Genomic DNA, 15,686 nt, shown 5'->3' on the forward strand with positions numbered 1-15,686 from the left:
GAACCCATGACCGACGCGCCCGCCCGACTTCCCATTCCTGATACGACTGAGCAAGCCGCCGCCGATTGGAGCTACGAAACCACCGCCGTACAAACTGGCATTGGGCGCGGCCTGGGCGTCACTATCGGCATTCCGGTGCATCACGCCGCCGCCTTCCAATTCGAGACACTGGAGCAGGCACAGGAAGAATTTCAACTGAATACGGGTCTCAGCTACGCCCGGCTGCAAAACCCTACCGTGCGGGCGCTGGAAGAACGTCTGACCGCGCTGGAAGGCGGCGCAGCCACCATCGCGCTGTCCAGCGGACAGGCGGCCACCCTCACCACCATCATGAGCGTGTGCCGCGCCGGGGATCATGTGGTGTCTACGGCCAGTTTGTTTGGGGGCACGTCGGGCATGCTGAACAACATCCTGCCGCTGATGGGCATTTCGGCGACCCTGACGGCCAATACGCCCGACGCGGTGAGGGCCGCCCTGCAGCCCAACACCCGGCTGGTCTGGGGCGAAACCCTCAGCAATCCCGCCGGAGACGTGCCCGACATCGCGGCCTTTGCCGACATCGCGCACGCACACGGGGCGCTGCTGGGCATAGACAACACCTGCGCGGGCGTGGGCTTCCTGTGCCGTCCGCTGGAACACGGCGCAGATATCGTGTCCCAGTCGCTGACCAAGTGGGCGGGCGGACACGGCGGGGTCTTGGGCGGCAGCGTCACCGTGGGCACACAGCACGACCTGGCGCGCAATCCCATTTACACCGAGGGCGGAGCCAACAGCGTACTGAACGTGCGCGGCGATGCGGCCCTGGCCTGGCGGCAGCGCTGGTTCGGGGCGCACCAACTGGGCATGAATCTGGCCCCCCAGAATGCCCACCAGATCGCGCAGGGCCTGGAAACGCTGGCGCTGCGGCTGGAGCGTGAATCGGCCACAGCTCTGGCGCTGGCACACTGGTTGGAAGCGCATCCCGCCGTGGGCCGCGTCAGCTACGTGGGCCTGCCGGGTCACCCCTCGCACGCCAACGCTGTTCGGGTGCTGCGGCACGGCTTCGGCGCAGTCCTGACCTTCGAGGTGCCTGACCCCTCGGCCTTCCTGCCCCGCCTGAAAGTGCTGAGAATTGCCCCCAATCTGGGCGATACGCGCACGCTGGTGGTACACCCGTGGACGACCACGCATGGCCGCATTGCCGAGCCTGCCCGCCACGCGGCCGGGGTCACACCGCTGACCATCCGCATGAGCGTGGGCGTAGAGGCATTGGCCGATTTGCAGGCGGATATCGCGCAGGCGTTGGCCTGACCACCTGCGGGGCCTGACCGCCCTCTGGTTCCGAAAAAACGTAAATGAAGCTTGGGCAAACGCTGGAGCAGGTTTGCCCTGCTGTATTTATTCTGCTATAAACGTAATTGAGCATCATAATCCAATTCATCTCACCGAGGTTCCCATGATTGTCGAGACCAAGATTGTTGGCCGCCGCACCCCCCTAGAACGCCGTCCGCTGGAACTGCTGAGCGAGGTGGCGACCCTGCGGGGGCTGCTGGAACAGCTGGTGAGGGCCGAGGTGGACGGCTACAACGGACGGCAGGCCGGCGCGGGCCTGCTGCGGGTGCTGACTGAGCGTGAGATGGATGCAGGCGCGGCGGCAGGCAAACTGAGCGTGGGGCCGCAAGAAAGTGCGCGGCTGGCCGAGCCGGATGAAGCCGTGAAAGTGGCTCTGCTGGCCTACAACGACGGCATGTATTTCGTGTTCGTAGACGATGTGCAGATCATGACGCTGGATGACCCCCTGACCCTGCGCCCCGACAGCACGCTGATGCTCCTGCGTCTCACCCCTCTGGCGGGCGGTTAAGCATGACCAGTCCTGCTCTGAACGGCCAAACGCTGGATGTCTACCTCGGCACCTTTCGCAAGGCGTGGAAGCCTGCCTATGACCGCCGCGCCGCCGCCCTGCCCGCCCCTCAAGCCGAGAAACTGGCCTTCCTGCGGGCCGATACGGGCACGGGCTACAACCCCAACCATCTGGCCGAGCGCCTGACCTATCTGCAAGAGACTCTGGCCGCCCCCAGTCCAGAGCGCACGGCCCTGTTAGGTGTGCTGTTTCCCCAGATTGCCGACACCGTGGAACGCGCCGTAGACACCTTCCTCACGCGTCATACCTATCCGCAGGGCTATTCGCGGCGGGCGTTTCGTGCGCCCGGAAAGCCGCAGCAAGCAGAGCGGGCCGCCGCGTGGGTGTGGGCGCTGTGGGAACTGACCCGCGAGTACCCGCAGGATCTGGAGTGGTTCGCGGTTCACGCTGGACTCCTGGGCTGGCGCTCCGACGATTTGGGCTGGCTGCTGGCGCAGGCCATAGACGACGGCAACGAGGCTGTATTCGACGTGCTGGCGCAGACTGCCGCCACACAGCACCCGGTGGCCCGCATGGGGCGGCATGTCACGCGGGCGTGGCTGGTGTCGGCGCGGCCCGATGCTTGGGCGTTGGCCGAGGGATTGCTGCTGGCCGCACAGCGTCAGGAAGGGCTGCGGCAGGTCATTCTGGAAAGCATAGACGAGGCCCACCCCGACGCCTTTGCCCGCATGTTGCGCCTGATTCTGAAGGAAGACCTGTTGCGGTTTGCCGCCACCGTGCGGGCCGCCGACGTGTGGTTCGGCCTGAATTACGACGTGACTGACCTGAAGCGTCTGCGCCCGCTGCTGAGTCAGGCCAGTGGCTTCCTTGACGATCCGGCACAGGCGCGGGCCGCCGTGCAAACTGGAAGCGGGCAAGAAGCGTTCTTGGCGTTCTACACGCTTGCCATGCGCGACGCGCCCGAAGCTGCTGCCCTGGCCCTCGGCCTGCTTCAGCCCATGCCCGACGCCGACCCGGAACGCCGCATGGCCGCCGCCCGCTTCCTGCTGGACAGCGACCTGTACACGTCCGGCGACCTGCTGTTCCTGTTGGACGACCCTGAACTGCGAATCGGCGCGATGTACCTGAATCAGCATGGGTACAGCACCGACCCCGTAGACAGCAAATTTGAGCGAATTGAGGCCTATGCGCTGCGCCTGTCTACTGCACCTAAAGCCACCAACGGCGACGCCACGCATACGCCGCTACTATTTCCTTGGTTGGGCCACTTGCCCAGCCGGGTGGACGTGCTGGACAACCTGCCCCGTCATCTGGGAACGCGGCCTATTGGCGTGCTGCTGGCCCATCTGCCCGCGATGAGCGGTTCCGGACGGGCGGCGGTGCTGGGGGCCATACAGGAACGCGCACTGGAAGGGCGGGAAGTCGACGGGAAAATCGTGGCAACGACGCCTGTGACGCTCGATTCCCACAGCCGGGCTGCCATTTTTACGCTGCTGCAAGACCGTTCGTCGGCGCTGTCTCAGCAGGCCGTGAACCTGATAGACCGCCTGCTGACGCACGGGCTGACCCTGGAAGAGGGCGAAACGCTGGAACTGAACGCCCTGCTGAAGCGCAAGGGGGCCGACCTGCGCCGGGGCGTGCTGAAACTGCTGGGCCGCGACCCTGCGCAGGCCAAAGCCAGTGCGCTGCGCCTGCTGGCCTCGCGCACCGGGGAGCAGCGGCAGGCGGGCCTGCAACTCCTGCTGCTGTACGGGCACGCCGCCGATCTGCCCGCCGACTTCGTGCCACGTGGGCAGGCCGAAGAATCGCTGCACGCCGCCCTGCTCACGCCCGATGCGGCGATGACGTTGAAGGACGGTCTGGGCCTGTTTGACCCGGCTGAGCTGACCCCGCCGCGCCCAGTCGCCGCCCAAGTTCGCCCCTATACAGCTGTGTTGGCACGCGGCGCGACTTTGCTGACCGCGCTGGACGAACTGGCCCACACCCACCGCGAAACCCCGGTGGAGGGCGAGGGCTGGGACGGCGAGGAAGTGCGGCTACTGGGCAATCTGGGCTACTGGTACGGCGAGCAGTTCCCGCTGCCCGACTTGTGGCTGACCTTCTGGCAAAACCGCGAGAACCCACAGGACGATGATTTTACCGCCCTGACGTGGGCCACACGCCGCCACAAGACGCCCGCCGGGGCCGCCGCGCCGGATGAGGAAGACGACATTGATCTGGACGCCCTGCTGAACGAGGCCGAAGACGCTGACGCGGATGATGTGGACGACGAAGATGATGAAGAGGAAAACGAGTTTGAAGACGGCGAAACCGAGAAGCTGGCGCTGACCGATCAGATTCTGGAAAAGATGTTCGGGCCTCCCGTGATGTTGCCCGCGCCCCTGCGCTACGCCTCGCTGATTTTCCGCCTGTTGCCGCTGCTGGCGCGGCAGGCCACCCCCGCCGACGTGGATCTGGCGCTGGATGTGTGGGAAACGCAGTTGGCGGCGCTGCCGCAAGACTGTGAAGTGCAACCCAACCGCTACGGCTGGCGCGGCGACGATCCCCGCGACGGGCTGCATTCGCCCAACTTTTTGCCTGCTGATCGTTGGACGCTGGCCCAACGCGAGCGGCTGTGGTGGCTCAGCCTGTACCAGAACCAGGCGTTTTCCAAGCTGGCGCGGCGGCGGCCCGACACGTCCCTGCTGCTGGAAGCCTACGCGCAGGGCTGGGCCAACCGCACCGACCTGCTGGACGCGCTGATCGGCGCTCCGGGCGAGCGTGAGGGCTATTCCAGCTACAACAATTTCTCGGAACTGCGCCGCTATTCGGGCCGCAAACCCGACGAACGCCTGCCGACCCATCCCGACTGGGTGGCTGCCGTGAACACTGTGCGGGAGCGGGTGCTGGCCGTAGAACTGGAGCGCGGCGATCTGGAAACGGCGGCCAGCACGCCCGCTCTGGCGCTGGCCTGGGTAGACGGGGCGGCGTATGCGCTACGGGCACTGGCCGCGCTGGGTAAAGAACCCCTGCGGCGCGGCTACACGGGCAGCAATGAGAGCCGCCCCAATGTCCTCAGTCACCTGATCCGGGTGTCTTTTCCTAACATTGCCGATACGCCCGAAACCTTTGCGGAAGCCGTGAAAATGCACGGCATCCCCGAAAGTCGATTGCTCGATCTCGCCATGTTCGCGCCCCAGTGGGCCAGATTGGTGGCGGCCACGCTGGGCTGGAAGGGGCTGGAAAGCGGCGTGTACTGGCTGCACGCCCATACCCGCGACACCAGTTGGTCGGTGGCGCAGGACGTAAGGGAGGCGTGGGAGGCCGAGATCAGCGAGCGCACCCCGCTGACGCCGCAGGAGTTGCTGGACGGCGCGGTGGACGTGGGATGGTTCCGGCAGATGTACGCCGATCTGGGCGCAGCACACTTTGCCCGCTTGCTGGACGCGGCCAAATACGCTTCCAGCAGTGGCGGGCATAAACGCGCCGAACGCTTTGCACGGGCGCTGCTGGGCGAGTTGCCCGAAGAGGAACTGACCGGAGCCATTGCCACCAAACGCCAGCAGGACAGCGTGCGGGCGCTGGGGCTGCTGCCGCTCAGCAAGGGTAAACAGAAGGGTGCGGCGCAACTGGAAGGCCGATACCGCGTCCTCTCGGACTTCCGGCACTCGGCGCGGCAATTCGGGGCGCAGCGGCAGGTCAGCGAACGCCTTGCCGCCGATATCGGGATGCAGAACCTGGCCCGCACTGCCGGATACGCCGACCCACAACGCCTGCGCTGGGCCATGGAAGCGCGGCTGGCCCCCGACTGGACGCGGCAGGCCGATGTGGAAGGCGTGCAGGTGGGCCTGACCCTGACCGCGCAGGGTGAAGCCAGCCTGTGGGTGCGGCGCGGCGAGAAACCGCTGAAAAATCTGCCCGCTGCCGTCAAAAAGCACCCTGAAATCGTGGCGATCCGCGAAACCCTGACCGAACTGGGGGCCACACGGGGCCGAATGCGGGCCGCTCTGGAAGAAGCGATGGTGCGCGGCGACCTGTTTACACCCCAGGAATTGGCGCAATTGGCCCTGCATCCAGTAATTTCGCCCCTCCTGCGGGCGCTGGTGTGGGTGCAAAACGAAGCGGCGCTGGGCTGGTGGCAGGGTGGGCAATTGCAAACGCTGGCTGAGCCTGTGCCGACTGCCGACCTCGCCCTCAGAATTGCCCACCCACACGACCTGTTTGCCTCCGGTCAGTGGCGGGAATGGCAGGCGCAGGTCATCGAACATGAGATTGGGCAGCCTTTCAAGCAGGTGTTCCGCGAGTATTACCCCCTCACGCCCGCCGAGCAGGGTGCCAAACGCTCGGCCCGCTACACCGGACACCATGTGCAGCCCTCTCAGGCGCTGGCCCTCCTGAAAGCTCGCGGCTGGGTGGCGGTGCACGAGGAAGGCATCCGCAAAACCTTCCACGCCGAGGGCATCAACGTGTGGCTGGATACGTCGCTGGCGTACACCACACCCGGAGAGGTGGAGGGCACGCCGCTGGACGGAGCCTATTTCACGTCCCGCGAGACGGGTGAACTCATGCCGCTGGCGACCATTCCGCCGCGCCTGTTCAGCGAGACCATGCGCGACCTCGATCTGGTGGTCAGCGTGGCGCACGTGGGCGGCGTAGACCCCGAAGCCAGCCAGAGCACCACCGAGATGCGCGCGGCGCTCGTGGGCGAAACCGTGCGTCTGCTGAAGCTGGACAACGTGCGCCTGCAAGATCAGCACGCCCTCATTGACGGCGCGTTTGCCCGCTACAGCGTGCATCTGGGATCGGGCAACGTGCATCTGCTGCCAGGCGGGGCGCTGTGTGTGGTGCCCGTGCATAACCAGCAGCAGGGCCGAATCTTCCTGCCGTTTGCCGATCCTGACCCGCGCACCGCCGAAGTGGTGTCCAAGGTGCTGCTGTTTGCCCGTGACCGCGAGATTCAAGACCCGACAATTCTGGAGCAGTTGCGGTGAGGGAGAGGGGCTATTAGCGCTGTGTGGGAGGGCGTCTAAGGGTATAGAGTCGAAAAAGAGATTCCGGCTGCACCTGAACTCCTTGCACTCGCTCAATCCAATCTCAACCAAAAAAGGACGCTTGGGCAACTGCTCCAGCGTCCTATCTTTTGGATGTTCATGGCTTAAAGCTGAGGGCTCAAAGCCTCGCCTCTACAGCCATTCCTGCTTGCCGCGCACATACTTCGCGTCAAAGTCGGCGTCGGATTTGGTGAGGTACAGGATGCCTTCGATCAGACCCACAATGCTCATGGCAAACGGCAGCAGGAGGAACAGGAAGCCGATGCCGATCCACCACAGCAGGCCAAACATCAGGTAGCCGCCGAGCGTGAGGGCCAGCATGAGGATGCCCGGCTTGGTGATGCCCAGATAGAACTTGTGGATGCCGAGGCTGCCCAGAAAAATCGCCAGCAGGCCCGCGATCAGTTTTCTGGTGCTGGTGTCGGCAGACGCGAGCTGATTCAGGCCGCCCTGCACCGAAGATTGGACGGAACTTTGAGCATCGTTCCAGAGCTGTGAGGACGTGGGTGGCGGCATCGGCTGGCCCATCGGCGCAGGCTGGGGCGCGGGCGCATAAGCCGTCGGCGCGGGCGTACTTTTGCCGCCCGTGACCTGCCCAAACGGATCGTCGCTGCGGTAGGGCGTGTGGGTGGGAGTGTGACCGGTTGGGCCGCTGGGTGCAGCTTCCGCGTGCTTGCCGAGATCTACGCTGGCCTGACGTGCGGGTTCAGCGGGCGCGGCCTTCGGATCAGCAGTCTTAGTATCAAATGTGTCGGCCCAGTGCGGCGCGTTGCCAGATGTGCAGCCGGATGAGGCAGCGGGAGCGTCGGGTTTCGGGCCGGGGTTGTTCGGATCGTTCGTCACAATTGGGCCTCCTGCGGTTACCTTGAATGATGACTGGACGGCTTGCAAGTTGTTACGAAACTTCACTGTTCCAGTACGGCGCGAACCTGCAACACCCGCGTTTCTACACTCCCCGTTACCTCTGTGAATGCTATGCCCCGCGTGCCTAAATCCTGCCGGATAAAGCCCTGCTGCACGGTACGGACTTCGGTATTGGCCCGCCAGCCGTCCTGCTCGTGGGGGAGGTCGGGGGCGCACAGCAGGGTGTGAGCGTAGCGGGTGCGGCAGGCATCGGCCAGCGCGTGCAGTTCGGGCAAGGCCGTGCCCGTCAGCAGATATGACCACATCAGCGTGGTGGCGGTGTCCGTATCGCAAAACACCCAGCGGTGTACGCCGGGAGCGCGGGCGGCCTCATCCTCCAGGGCGCGGTGGCCGAGGGCGATTTCCAGAAAATGCTCCGGCGTCAGCGCTCCATTCTCCCGCTCGTACACGTCGCGCCCGTATTCGCGCACCCAGCTTGTGCCTAAGCTCTCGCCCAGTGCCCGAGTCAGCGTGCTTTTGCCGGTGCTTTCTGCGCCCAGCACGGCCACCCGCTGTACAAAATGTGCGTACACATGCGGCTCCAGGTACGCCCGCCCCCCATGCACATCGGCCCGAAGCTGCGTTCCCGACACCGGAACCGCTGCCCGCGCCGCGTCCACGCACACATGCACTGCGCCCAGTTCGGCGGCCAGCGCGTCGCCGTAGGCTTCCGAGGTAAACACGGCATCGGGTCTGCCATTCCAATTAAGTTGTACTGCCCAACTGTCCAGTACGGCCCGCACATAGGCGCGGTGGGTGGCGTCGGGTTCGGTGTTCAGTGGGGGAAGCGGGGCATCTGGCAGAAGGTGTAGCCCCGGAAACAGCTGCGCCGGAAACGCTTCCCGAATCCAGTTGCGGCGCAGGGGCGAGGGCATCTGGGCAAAGTCGGGTCGGGAATAGACCCACACGCCGACCCGTTCGCACTGCTCCAGCGCCCGTTCGATCAGCAATCGGTGACCCAGATGAAACGGGGCGAATTTGCCTATGATCAGGCCGTGTAAGAAGCGCTTCTGCCCCGGCTCAAGCAAGGGCCACCGTCCGTGCCTCATCGCGCCGCCACGCCTGCCAGCCGTACATGCTCATGGCCGCCAGCACGAATTGCAGCCCAAACAGCACCCAGTATTCGGCGTGCCAGAAATACACTGCCTGCACCGCATTCACGGCGATCCACACGGGCCATGACCAGGCCCAGCGCCGCGTGGTGGCAAAGTTGGCGATCAGGGCCAGCGACACCGCCGCAAACTGCACCCAGTTCCACGCCGCCGAAAAGTCAGTGACGGCCACTGTGTAGGCAAAAATCAGCAGGCTGGCGGCCCACGTGACGCCGTACCAGACAGGCTCGTTAAATCGGACTTCGCCCCGGTTGCGCCGCGCCTCCAGGTGCCACAGGTACAGGCCGTGAATGCCAAAAATCAGGTACGTGACCTGCAAGCCCGCCAGCAGCCATTGCCCGCCGCCCACGAATAGCAGGAAATACGGCAGCAGCGACGCATTAGACCAGTGCCAGTACGTGCTTGCTTTGCTCCAGAGGTAATACAGACTGATCAGGACGCACAGGCCGCCCGCGAGGTCTAGGGCAAGGGGGGGAATGGGGAGGGTGAAGAGGGTCATTGGACTCCTTGAGGCAGATGCGTCACCGAATCAATTCGTCCCACGTACCCCTCGCCCGCAAAGTGCGCCACTACGCGAATTGGCCCAAGAATGGCGGCCTTGAAGGCGTCCAGTTCCTCTGCTGGAACCCAGAGTTCCTGATGAATGCCCTCTGAACCCACGATCTGAATTTCGTAGCTTGTCACCACTTCTGTCCGCACCTCAAATTCGGTGACGTAGCCAACGGGCGGACTATTGCGTTTCGCGTTCCAGTCGCGGGCGATTTCCTCAGCATACGGACGGTTCAGCACCGGATAGAAAATTGGCTGATCGGGGAGGCGGGGCGAAAATGCGGCCCACTGGCTTGCAGCAATCAGGGCCAATTCATACTCTCCCACAGGCCGCCAAAGCGTGACCGTTTGGCCTACTTCCGGCCACGGCAAAGTGCGTTCGGCGTTGTCTGGGAACAGGTTTTGCAGCCAAGCATCTGAACGGCTCATGGCTTACGCCCGTCCCCGAACCTCATCCAACGTATCCCGCACCAACATCTCCCCGTCCCTGTACACCGTCCGCATCAAAGAGCCGGGAAAGTCGGTGTCGAAGGTCTTATAGGCCTTCGTGATCATGCGCCCGCCCTCCTGCACCAAGTCCAGCACGCCGTCTTTGCTGCGTTTGCCGGGATCGGTCACGGGGTCTTTGTAGATGCCACGGTATTCGCCGTCGATCAGGCCCGCGCTGGCTTTGTAGGCAAAGCGTTGGGTGTCGCGGTCTACTTTTTGCAGGAGTGCGCCGCCCATGCCAAAGGCCACGTTTTCGGCGCTGTAGCCGTCTACGACCAGGTTTTGCAAAATTTGGCGGATGGTGGTTTCGTCTATGCCGTCGCCCTGAAGCACGCGCACATGGTTCAGCACCATAAAGCCCTTGGAGTTGGTGGTGGTGCCGAATTTGGCGGCCAGCGCGTTCACGGCGAGGCGCACCATGGCGGGCGGTTCGCCGCTGTCGGGGCGTACGACGAGGGTTGCGCCACAGTCGATGACCTCCTGGCGCAGCGTTTCGCCCCAGTGCACATTGATGGCGTATTTCAGGTCGTAGCTGTCGCTGACGACGGCGTACAGCCCGCCGGGTTTGCCGAACTGCCGAATCATGTTGCGGTAGGCGTCCACCTCATGCTCTTTGCCCCAACTGGTAATGGTGCTGTGTTCGGATGCGGGAATGCTGAAGCCGGCAATGTCTGCGCCGTAGTGGTTGCGGGCCACCCGCAGGGCTTCCAGCGTATCGCTGCCCTGAAAGTTGATCAGGTGCGCGAGGCCGCCCAGCCCGGCACTTTCGCGGCTGCTGACGCCCCTGCTGCCAAAATCGTGCAGCTTGAAGGGCAGTTCCTCGGCAGCGCGGTCACTGGTTTCTTCCAGAACGGCGCGGATAATTTCGCGGATGTGGTAGCTCTGGGTGGCGACGGTGGTGGGGTACCAGACCCGCATCAGCATGGTTTCAAACCAGCCCACCAGCCAAGGCAACTCCGGGTCGGTGTTGGTTACACTCATCAGCACGTTATGAATCGGAACCAAAGTTCCTTCGGGCACGGCGCGAATTTCCAGCGGCAGCCGCCCGCCGTGTACGTTGACCACGCGCATCCAGCCGTCATAGGGAAACGGTTCGCCGTGCGCTTCGATCAGGTCGCGGGCTTCGTCCACCATGTCGGCCGTAATGCGGCGCGTCAGGTAGCGGTCGAGCAGGTATTGCAGCCCAAAAAAGCGCGTGACCGGATACCGCCCGCCGCGAGATTCGAGGTAAGAAAACAGCCGCGTCGTGCCCGCTGGGTACTGAAGAAAGTGGCTGCTTTTGTAGCTGTCGGTATCCAGAATCAGGTTGTCGTCGGCCAGCAGGTGCAGGGGGGTGCTCATGGTCAGGCTCCTTTTCAGCAGGGGAGAGGCGGTGTTTGCTGTCTCACAATCTATATCTTCGATTATTAGAAAAGTGAGTAAGGGGGGCCACTCCGCATTAGCTCTGGCGAACCCGGAAGCCCCGCCCAGATTCGTAGTAGGGCAGGCCACGCACGTTCAGGGCCTGGGACAGCGGTTCATCCATCCAGAATCGCCGCAGGTGTAGATACAGCAGGTTAAGCCGCACCACCTCGCACAACTCTGCGTAGCTGGCATCTGCGCCGGGCGTCTGCGCCGACATGGGGTAGATGTGCACCCGCTCGCCCTGCCGGACAGCCGTGCCCTCCTCGCGCAGATTCACACCGCCGCCGTCTGGAGCCAGATTCAGGAGTTCGGGTAAAAACTGAAGGTCGGGGTCTTGCAGCCAGCTGGCATTTATAAACTCGCTGAGAACCACCGCAGCGCACGCCTGCCCTCTGGTCTTCAGCAACAATCGGTGCGGATAGTGCGGCCCAGACCGCTCGGGCCAGCGCCGGATTTCGCTGATGCTGATGGAATCCAGACTGAGCTGCCAGATCATAGGATTGGTCATGTTCACCCTTGAGAACGGCAACCGAGCTGCAAGCTGCCCCGTTCTTGGTCAGACTTCCTGCCCTATCCCCGCATCAAAAAGTGTTCGATGATGGCGTGGTGATCCTCAAAAAAGAGTTCCGGGTGCGCCAACGCTTCGCTCAGCGGCAGCCAGAAGGCTTCGGCGGCGTCGCTGGCGGCCCGCAACACAGGCAACTGGCCTATTCCTAGATCAAAGTGGTAGGCGTGCGTGATCGTGCGCCCGCGTTGGCTGCGGTCTGGGTAATCGAACACCGCCTGAGCGCGTAAGGCTCCGGCCAGATTCACGCCCTCGCTGAGGCCGGTTTCCTCGTGGGCCTCGCGTACAGCGCAGTGCAGCAGGGTTTCTCCGGGTTCCAGAAAGCCCCCCGGCATGGCAAGGCGGCCCCGGCCCGGTAGTCCCGCCCGCCGCACTAGCAGCACATGCCCGCTGCGGGTAATCACAGCGTCGGTGGTCACGAACACGGGCGCAAAGGGGGCGTCTTTCCAGGCAGCGCGGTAGGCCTGCAAATACTGGTATTCCTCACGCAGTTCGGTGTATTCGGGCAGGGCGCGGAAGGCATCTAGGAAGGCATGGACGGCGGGCGGAACCATGCCGCGCACATCGTCCAGACGGTCTTCAAAGTAGGCTTTGCGGACATCGGTGGCACTTAAGGGGCTGACCACATGCGTCGGAATAAATTCCCACGCCGGAAAGGAACGCAGATAGTAGCTGCTTTCATCCTTGACGTGGCCGATCAGGGCCACATCGCTGCTGCCGTGCGTGTGCGCCTGCACGCCGCGCTGTACGGCCCCCAGCCACAGTCCCTCATTATAAAAATAGTCGCGGACATGCACGAACAAGAGGCGTGATTTCTTAATGCCCACGCCTTCCAACATGGCCGTCAGTACCGCTTCCCGCTCCGAGGCTGTAAAGGGGTTTTTGGTGTTGCGGGCGGCCTCAGCGCTGCCGATCACCACGATCAGCTTTTGCACGCTTTCCAGCGCTTCTTGCATTACCAGCAGGTGGGCCATATGTGGCGGTTCGAATCTGCCAATATATACGCCAAACGTACGTTTGCGGGTGCGGCTGGGAGACGCAGATTCGCGGGCGAGAGCAGCAGCAGACTCGGTTGGGAGGGGCACCATGCCTCACAATGCACAGCCTCTATCATGTGAAGAATGAGTGGCGTGAGTTGAACGGTAAGAAAAGCCGAAGGTCTTGCCCCCATCTCCCCCAATATGTGCAGCAACGGTGCAGCAAAAATGACGTAATGTGACCTTATGAAGACAAAACCAGTGAATAAGGTGCTTCTTTCTGCCGCCCTTCTGCTGACCTCCGCACTTGGTGTGGCCTCTGCCGGGGGAGCTGCCGCACCCACCGTAGGCGGCAGCACTGGTCAAATTCAGGCCGCGACGCCTAACAGTGTGGCCGCCGCGCTGCGCGAAGCAGGTTACAAGGTCACCGTAAATCCGGCCAACCCAGACGAAGACCCTAGCCTGAGCGTCACGGCGGGCGACTACGAGATCGACGTCTGGTTCAGCAACTGCAAAGGCAACGTCTGCACCCGTGTTACCGCTAGTTCCTACTGGGACTACAGCGACGATGAAGACGCCCTGGATGTAGAACTGACCAACGAGTGGAACGGCAACTACTACACCCAGGCCTACATCTACGAGGGCAGCTATTACCTCGATACGACTATGGTCATTGCGGGCGGTTACACCAAAACGGCCCTGAAAGCATGGATGACCGAGTACCTCGATGATGTCAGCACCTTCGAGGAAAGCTTAGACGAGGAGTAATTCTTAACCGCGCATCTGGAAGAGGTCGCGCCGCTTGCTCCTGTGCAGGCGGCGCGTTCGGTTGAACCTTTCTCTTGTTTCAATCTTTAGAACTAGTTGGCGTGCCCTTGAGTTTGCAGGCGCGACTACTCTTCCCTAACTCGGCAGTAGTGCAGCATAGGGTCACATTCTAAAGACCAACCCAAAGAGCGCCCCGCGTTGTGGTTCGGTCTGGAGGTTTTACCCATGAAACGAATCCTGATGCTTTCTGCTGCTGCCGCCGTCGCCCTTTCTTCTTGCAGCCTGATCGATAGAAGCGTGGGCACCAACTACACGCTGGGCAAGCAGCCCGCCGCCGCCGAGCTGACCCCGGTGGGCGGTGTGAACGTGCGGCGCGGCGACATGGTCATGACCGCGGCCCGCGTGACTGGCCTGAAGGCCGATACCTACTACGTCGCCCACTACCACGTGCAGGGCACGGCCAGCGCCGATCCTTGCAAGAGCGGCGGCGCACCGATTATGGCCAGCAAGATCGTGGGCAAGACCGACAGCAGCGGTTACCTCGCCCTTAACGGCGAAGTGGCGACCAGCGTGGTCACGGCGGCCACCTATTTCAACATTCACACCGCAACGGGTGCAGACGGCACGCCAGCCGACGCGGGCGTGGCCTGCACGGGCGTCCGACTCTAAGTTTTCCTCTGATTCCATCACCAGCCGGGGCAGCCTTCCAAGTGGGGGCTGCCCTACTTCTGCCCTGGATTTCCGGCTATTCCTGTTCCGTTGCCCCCGCTGCGTTACCCTGCACGGATGAACTTCACGTTTTCAGCCCCCGGCTTGCCTGTCAGGTCACACCTATGAGCCTGCGTATTCTGGGCGGCACCGCCAAAGGCCGAGAACTACATGTGCCGGAAGGAGCGCGGCCCTCCAACGTCCGCATTCGCAAAAGCCTGTTCGACATGCTGGCGTCGCGCTTGCCTGCTGGCCCGCCTCCCGGCCTGCGCTTTCTGGATTTGCACGGCGGCAGCGGCGCGATTGGACTGGAAGCCGCCAGCCGGGGCTACTCGGTCACGCTGATAGAAATGAACCCGCGCGGCGTGCGTACACTGGACGAGAACGCCCGTGCGGCCCAACTGAAGGTGCGAATCCTGAAGGGCGACGCCGAAAGCCTCCTGCCCGCGCTGGGAAGCTTTGACGTGGTCTTCAGCGACCCACCCTATGCCCAGGACATTCCGCGCCTCGCTGCCTCGCTCCTGAAGGGCCAAATTGTGGCTCGCGGCGGCCTGCTGATCTGCCAGCACCCGGATCGCTGGGAGCGCGTGGCCCTGAATCTGCCCGAACACACCGACTTTGAGCGGGAACTGCGCGAGTACGGCAGCAACTCGCTGACCATCTACGAGCGGCGGGAGTTGGAAGAAGTGGCAAACGACCAAGAAGCAGACGGGCAAGAAGAGAGCACCGAAGCTTCAAAACCCGCTAGCATCCAATCCACATGAACGCCGTGTTCCCCGGATCATTCGACCCCATCACCAGCGGCCATATGGACGTGCTGACGCGGGCCGCCAAAATCTTCGACCATGTCACCGTGACCGTGATGCACAATGCCCGCAAAACCGGACGCCACCTGTTTACGCTCGAAGAACGGTTGGAGATTTTGCGCGAGGCCACCGCCCACTTTGGCAACGTCAGTGTGGACAGTTTTGGCGGCCTGTTGGTGGATTACATGCGCCAGCAGCAAAAAGGCATCATCATTCGCGGGCTGCGGGCCGTGTCCGACTACGAATACGAACTCCAGATCGCGCACCTGAACCGTCAGATCGGCGAGGTGGAAACCGTGTTCATCATGGCCGCGACCCGCTGGAGCTTTGTCAGCAGCAGCATGGTGCGCGAAATTGCCAGCTACGGCGCAGACATCAGCGAGATGGTGCCGCGTGCCAGTGCCAACGCCCTGCGCCGCATCCACGCCGACGTGTACGCTGAACGCGAGGCCGAGAAGCTGGAGACTCAGTTGCGGGTGGATGAGGCGGCGGAGGGGCGGGGGTAGGGGAGAAGCAGAACAGCTTCATAACAAAC

The 15,686-nt window shown here is 63.2% G+C and carries 14 protein-coding genes; 7 read left to right on the forward strand and 7 right to left on the reverse strand.

The features are described from left to right. The first annotated feature begins 6 nt into the window (after positions 1–6). The 3 genes from M1R55_RS10205 (at position 7) to M1R55_RS10215 (ending at position 6,810) form a co-directional block, all read left to right on the forward strand. Complete coding sequence (locus M1R55_RS10205) at positions 7–1,290, forward strand: aminotransferase class I/II-fold pyridoxal phosphate-dependent enzyme (RefSeq protein ID WP_249391667.1); 1,284 nt, start codon at positions 7–9, stop codon at positions 1,288–1,290. Between the two features lie 145 nt (positions 1,291–1,435). Then, positions 1,436–1,840, forward strand: coding sequence for a hypothetical protein (locus M1R55_RS10210; RefSeq protein WP_249391668.1), 405 nt, complete (start codon positions 1,436–1,438; stop codon positions 1,838–1,840). Positions 1,841–1,842: 2 nt separating this feature from the next. Then, positions 1,843–6,810: a DUF4132 domain-containing protein gene (locus M1R55_RS10215; RefSeq protein WP_249391669.1), complete on the forward strand. Its 4,968-nt coding sequence runs from the start codon at positions 1,843–1,845 to the stop codon at positions 6,808–6,810. 192 nt (positions 6,811–7,002) lie between these two features. Here the strand turns inward: M1R55_RS10215 and M1R55_RS10220 are convergent, their stop codons facing one another. From M1R55_RS10220 to M1R55_RS10250, 7 genes are all read right to left on the reverse strand, one after another. Next, positions 7,003–7,713: a TM2 domain-containing protein gene (locus M1R55_RS10220; protein WP_249391670.1), complete on the reverse strand. Its 711-nt coding sequence runs from the start codon at positions 7,711–7,713 to the stop codon at positions 7,003–7,005. Positions 7,714–7,775: 62 nt separating this feature from the next. Continuing rightward, complete coding sequence (locus M1R55_RS10225) at positions 7,776–8,822, reverse strand: AAA family ATPase (RefSeq protein ID WP_249391671.1); 1,047 nt, start codon at positions 8,820–8,822, stop codon at positions 7,776–7,778. Further along, positions 8,794–9,384, reverse strand: a complete 591-nt coding sequence (locus tag M1R55_RS10230) for a nicotinamide mononucleotide transporter family protein (RefSeq protein ID WP_249391672.1) — start codon at positions 9,382–9,384, stop codon at positions 8,794–8,796. The genes M1R55_RS10225 and M1R55_RS10230 overlap by 29 nt, the downstream gene beginning before the upstream one ends. Beyond that, a complete protein-coding gene (locus M1R55_RS10235; protein WP_249391673.1) occupies positions 9,381–9,863 on the reverse strand; it encodes a hypothetical protein in 483 nt (160 codons plus the stop codon). The genes M1R55_RS10230 and M1R55_RS10235 overlap by 4 nt, the downstream gene beginning before the upstream one ends. Before the next feature lie 3 nt (positions 9,864–9,866). Next, complete coding sequence (locus M1R55_RS10240; RefSeq protein ID WP_249391674.1) at positions 9,867–11,264, reverse strand: nicotinate phosphoribosyltransferase; 1,398 nt, start codon at positions 11,262–11,264, stop codon at positions 9,867–9,869. A gap of 97 nt (positions 11,265–11,361) precedes the next feature. Continuing rightward, the gene (locus M1R55_RS10245; protein WP_249391675.1) at positions 11,362–11,835 is read right to left on the reverse strand and encodes a hypothetical protein; all 474 of its coding nucleotides are present in this window, start codon (positions 11,833–11,835) and stop codon (positions 11,362–11,364) included. A 62-nt stretch (positions 11,836–11,897) separates the two neighbouring features. Beyond that, complete coding sequence (locus M1R55_RS10250; RefSeq protein ID WP_249391676.1) at positions 11,898–12,980, reverse strand: bifunctional nicotinamide-nucleotide adenylyltransferase/Nudix hydroxylase; 1,083 nt, start codon at positions 12,978–12,980, stop codon at positions 11,898–11,900. Between the two features lie 135 nt (positions 12,981–13,115). Here M1R55_RS10250 and M1R55_RS10255 point away from each other — a divergent pair, with 135 nt between their 5' ends. The 4 genes from M1R55_RS10255 to coaD all read left to right on the forward strand — a co-directional run bounded on the left by M1R55_RS10255 (position 13,116) and on the right by coaD (position 15,657). Then, on the forward strand, positions 13,116–13,637 hold the full coding sequence (locus M1R55_RS10255; protein WP_249391677.1) for a YbjN domain-containing protein: 522 nt from the start codon (positions 13,116–13,118) through the stop codon (positions 13,635–13,637). Between the two features lie 225 nt (positions 13,638–13,862). Further along, positions 13,863–14,306, forward strand: coding sequence for a superoxide dismutase (locus M1R55_RS10260; protein ID WP_249391678.1), 444 nt, complete (start codon positions 13,863–13,865; stop codon positions 14,304–14,306). Between the two features lie 164 nt (positions 14,307–14,470). After that, positions 14,471–15,109, forward strand: a complete 639-nt coding sequence (locus M1R55_RS10265; protein ID WP_249391679.1) for an RsmD family RNA methyltransferase — start codon at positions 14,471–14,473, stop codon at positions 15,107–15,109. After that, positions 15,106–15,657, forward strand: a complete 552-nt coding sequence (coaD, locus tag M1R55_RS10270; protein WP_249391680.1) for a pantetheine-phosphate adenylyltransferase — start codon at positions 15,106–15,108, stop codon at positions 15,655–15,657. Before M1R55_RS10265 ends, coaD begins: the two co-directional genes overlap by 4 nt. Positions 15,658–15,686: the final 29 nt, after the last annotated feature.

It is taken from the genome of Deinococcus sp. QL22, from assembly GCF_023370075.1.
GTDB lineage: Bacteria > Deinococcota > Deinococci > Deinococcales > Deinococcaceae > Deinococcus.

Bases quoted from the DNA above. Each gene is read 5' to 3' on its own strand.
- M1R55_RS10205 (WP_249391667.1), top strand. From the start codon at position 7: ATGACCGACGCGCCCGCCCGACTTCCCATTCCTGATACGACTGAGCAA.
- M1R55_RS10210 (WP_249391668.1), top strand. From the start codon at position 1,436: ATGATTGTCGAGACCAAGATTGTTGGCCGCCGCACCCCCCTAGAACGC.
- M1R55_RS10215 (WP_249391669.1), top strand. From the start codon at position 1,843: ATGACCAGTCCTGCTCTGAACGGCCAAACGCTGGATGTCTACCTCGGC.
- M1R55_RS10225 (WP_249391671.1), bottom strand. From the start codon at position 8,822: ATGAGGCACGGACGGTGGCCCTTGCTTGAGCCGGGGCAGAAGCGCTTC.
- M1R55_RS10230 (WP_249391672.1), bottom strand. From the start codon at position 9,384: ATGACCCTCTTCACCCTCCCCATTCCCCCCCTTGCCCTAGACCTCGCG.
- M1R55_RS10235 (WP_249391673.1), bottom strand. From the start codon at position 9,863: ATGAGCCGTTCAGATGCTTGGCTGCAAAACCTGTTCCCAGACAACGCC.
- M1R55_RS10240 (WP_249391674.1), bottom strand. From the start codon at position 11,264: ATGAGCACCCCCCTGCACCTGCTGGCCGACGACAACCTGATTCTGGAT.
- M1R55_RS10245 (WP_249391675.1), bottom strand. From the start codon at position 11,835: ATGACCAATCCTATGATCTGGCAGCTCAGTCTGGATTCCATCAGCATC.
- M1R55_RS10250 (WP_249391676.1), bottom strand. From the start codon at position 12,980: ATGGTGCCCCTCCCAACCGAGTCTGCTGCTGCTCTCGCCCGCGAATCT.
- M1R55_RS10255 (WP_249391677.1), top strand. From the start codon at position 13,116: ATGAAGACAAAACCAGTGAATAAGGTGCTTCTTTCTGCCGCCCTTCTG.
- M1R55_RS10260 (WP_249391678.1), top strand. From the start codon at position 13,863: ATGAAACGAATCCTGATGCTTTCTGCTGCTGCCGCCGTCGCCCTTTCT.
- M1R55_RS10265 (WP_249391679.1), top strand. From the start codon at position 14,471: ATGAGCCTGCGTATTCTGGGCGGCACCGCCAAAGGCCGAGAACTACAT.
- coaD (WP_249391680.1), top strand. From the start codon at position 15,106: ATGAACGCCGTGTTCCCCGGATCATTCGACCCCATCACCAGCGGCCAT.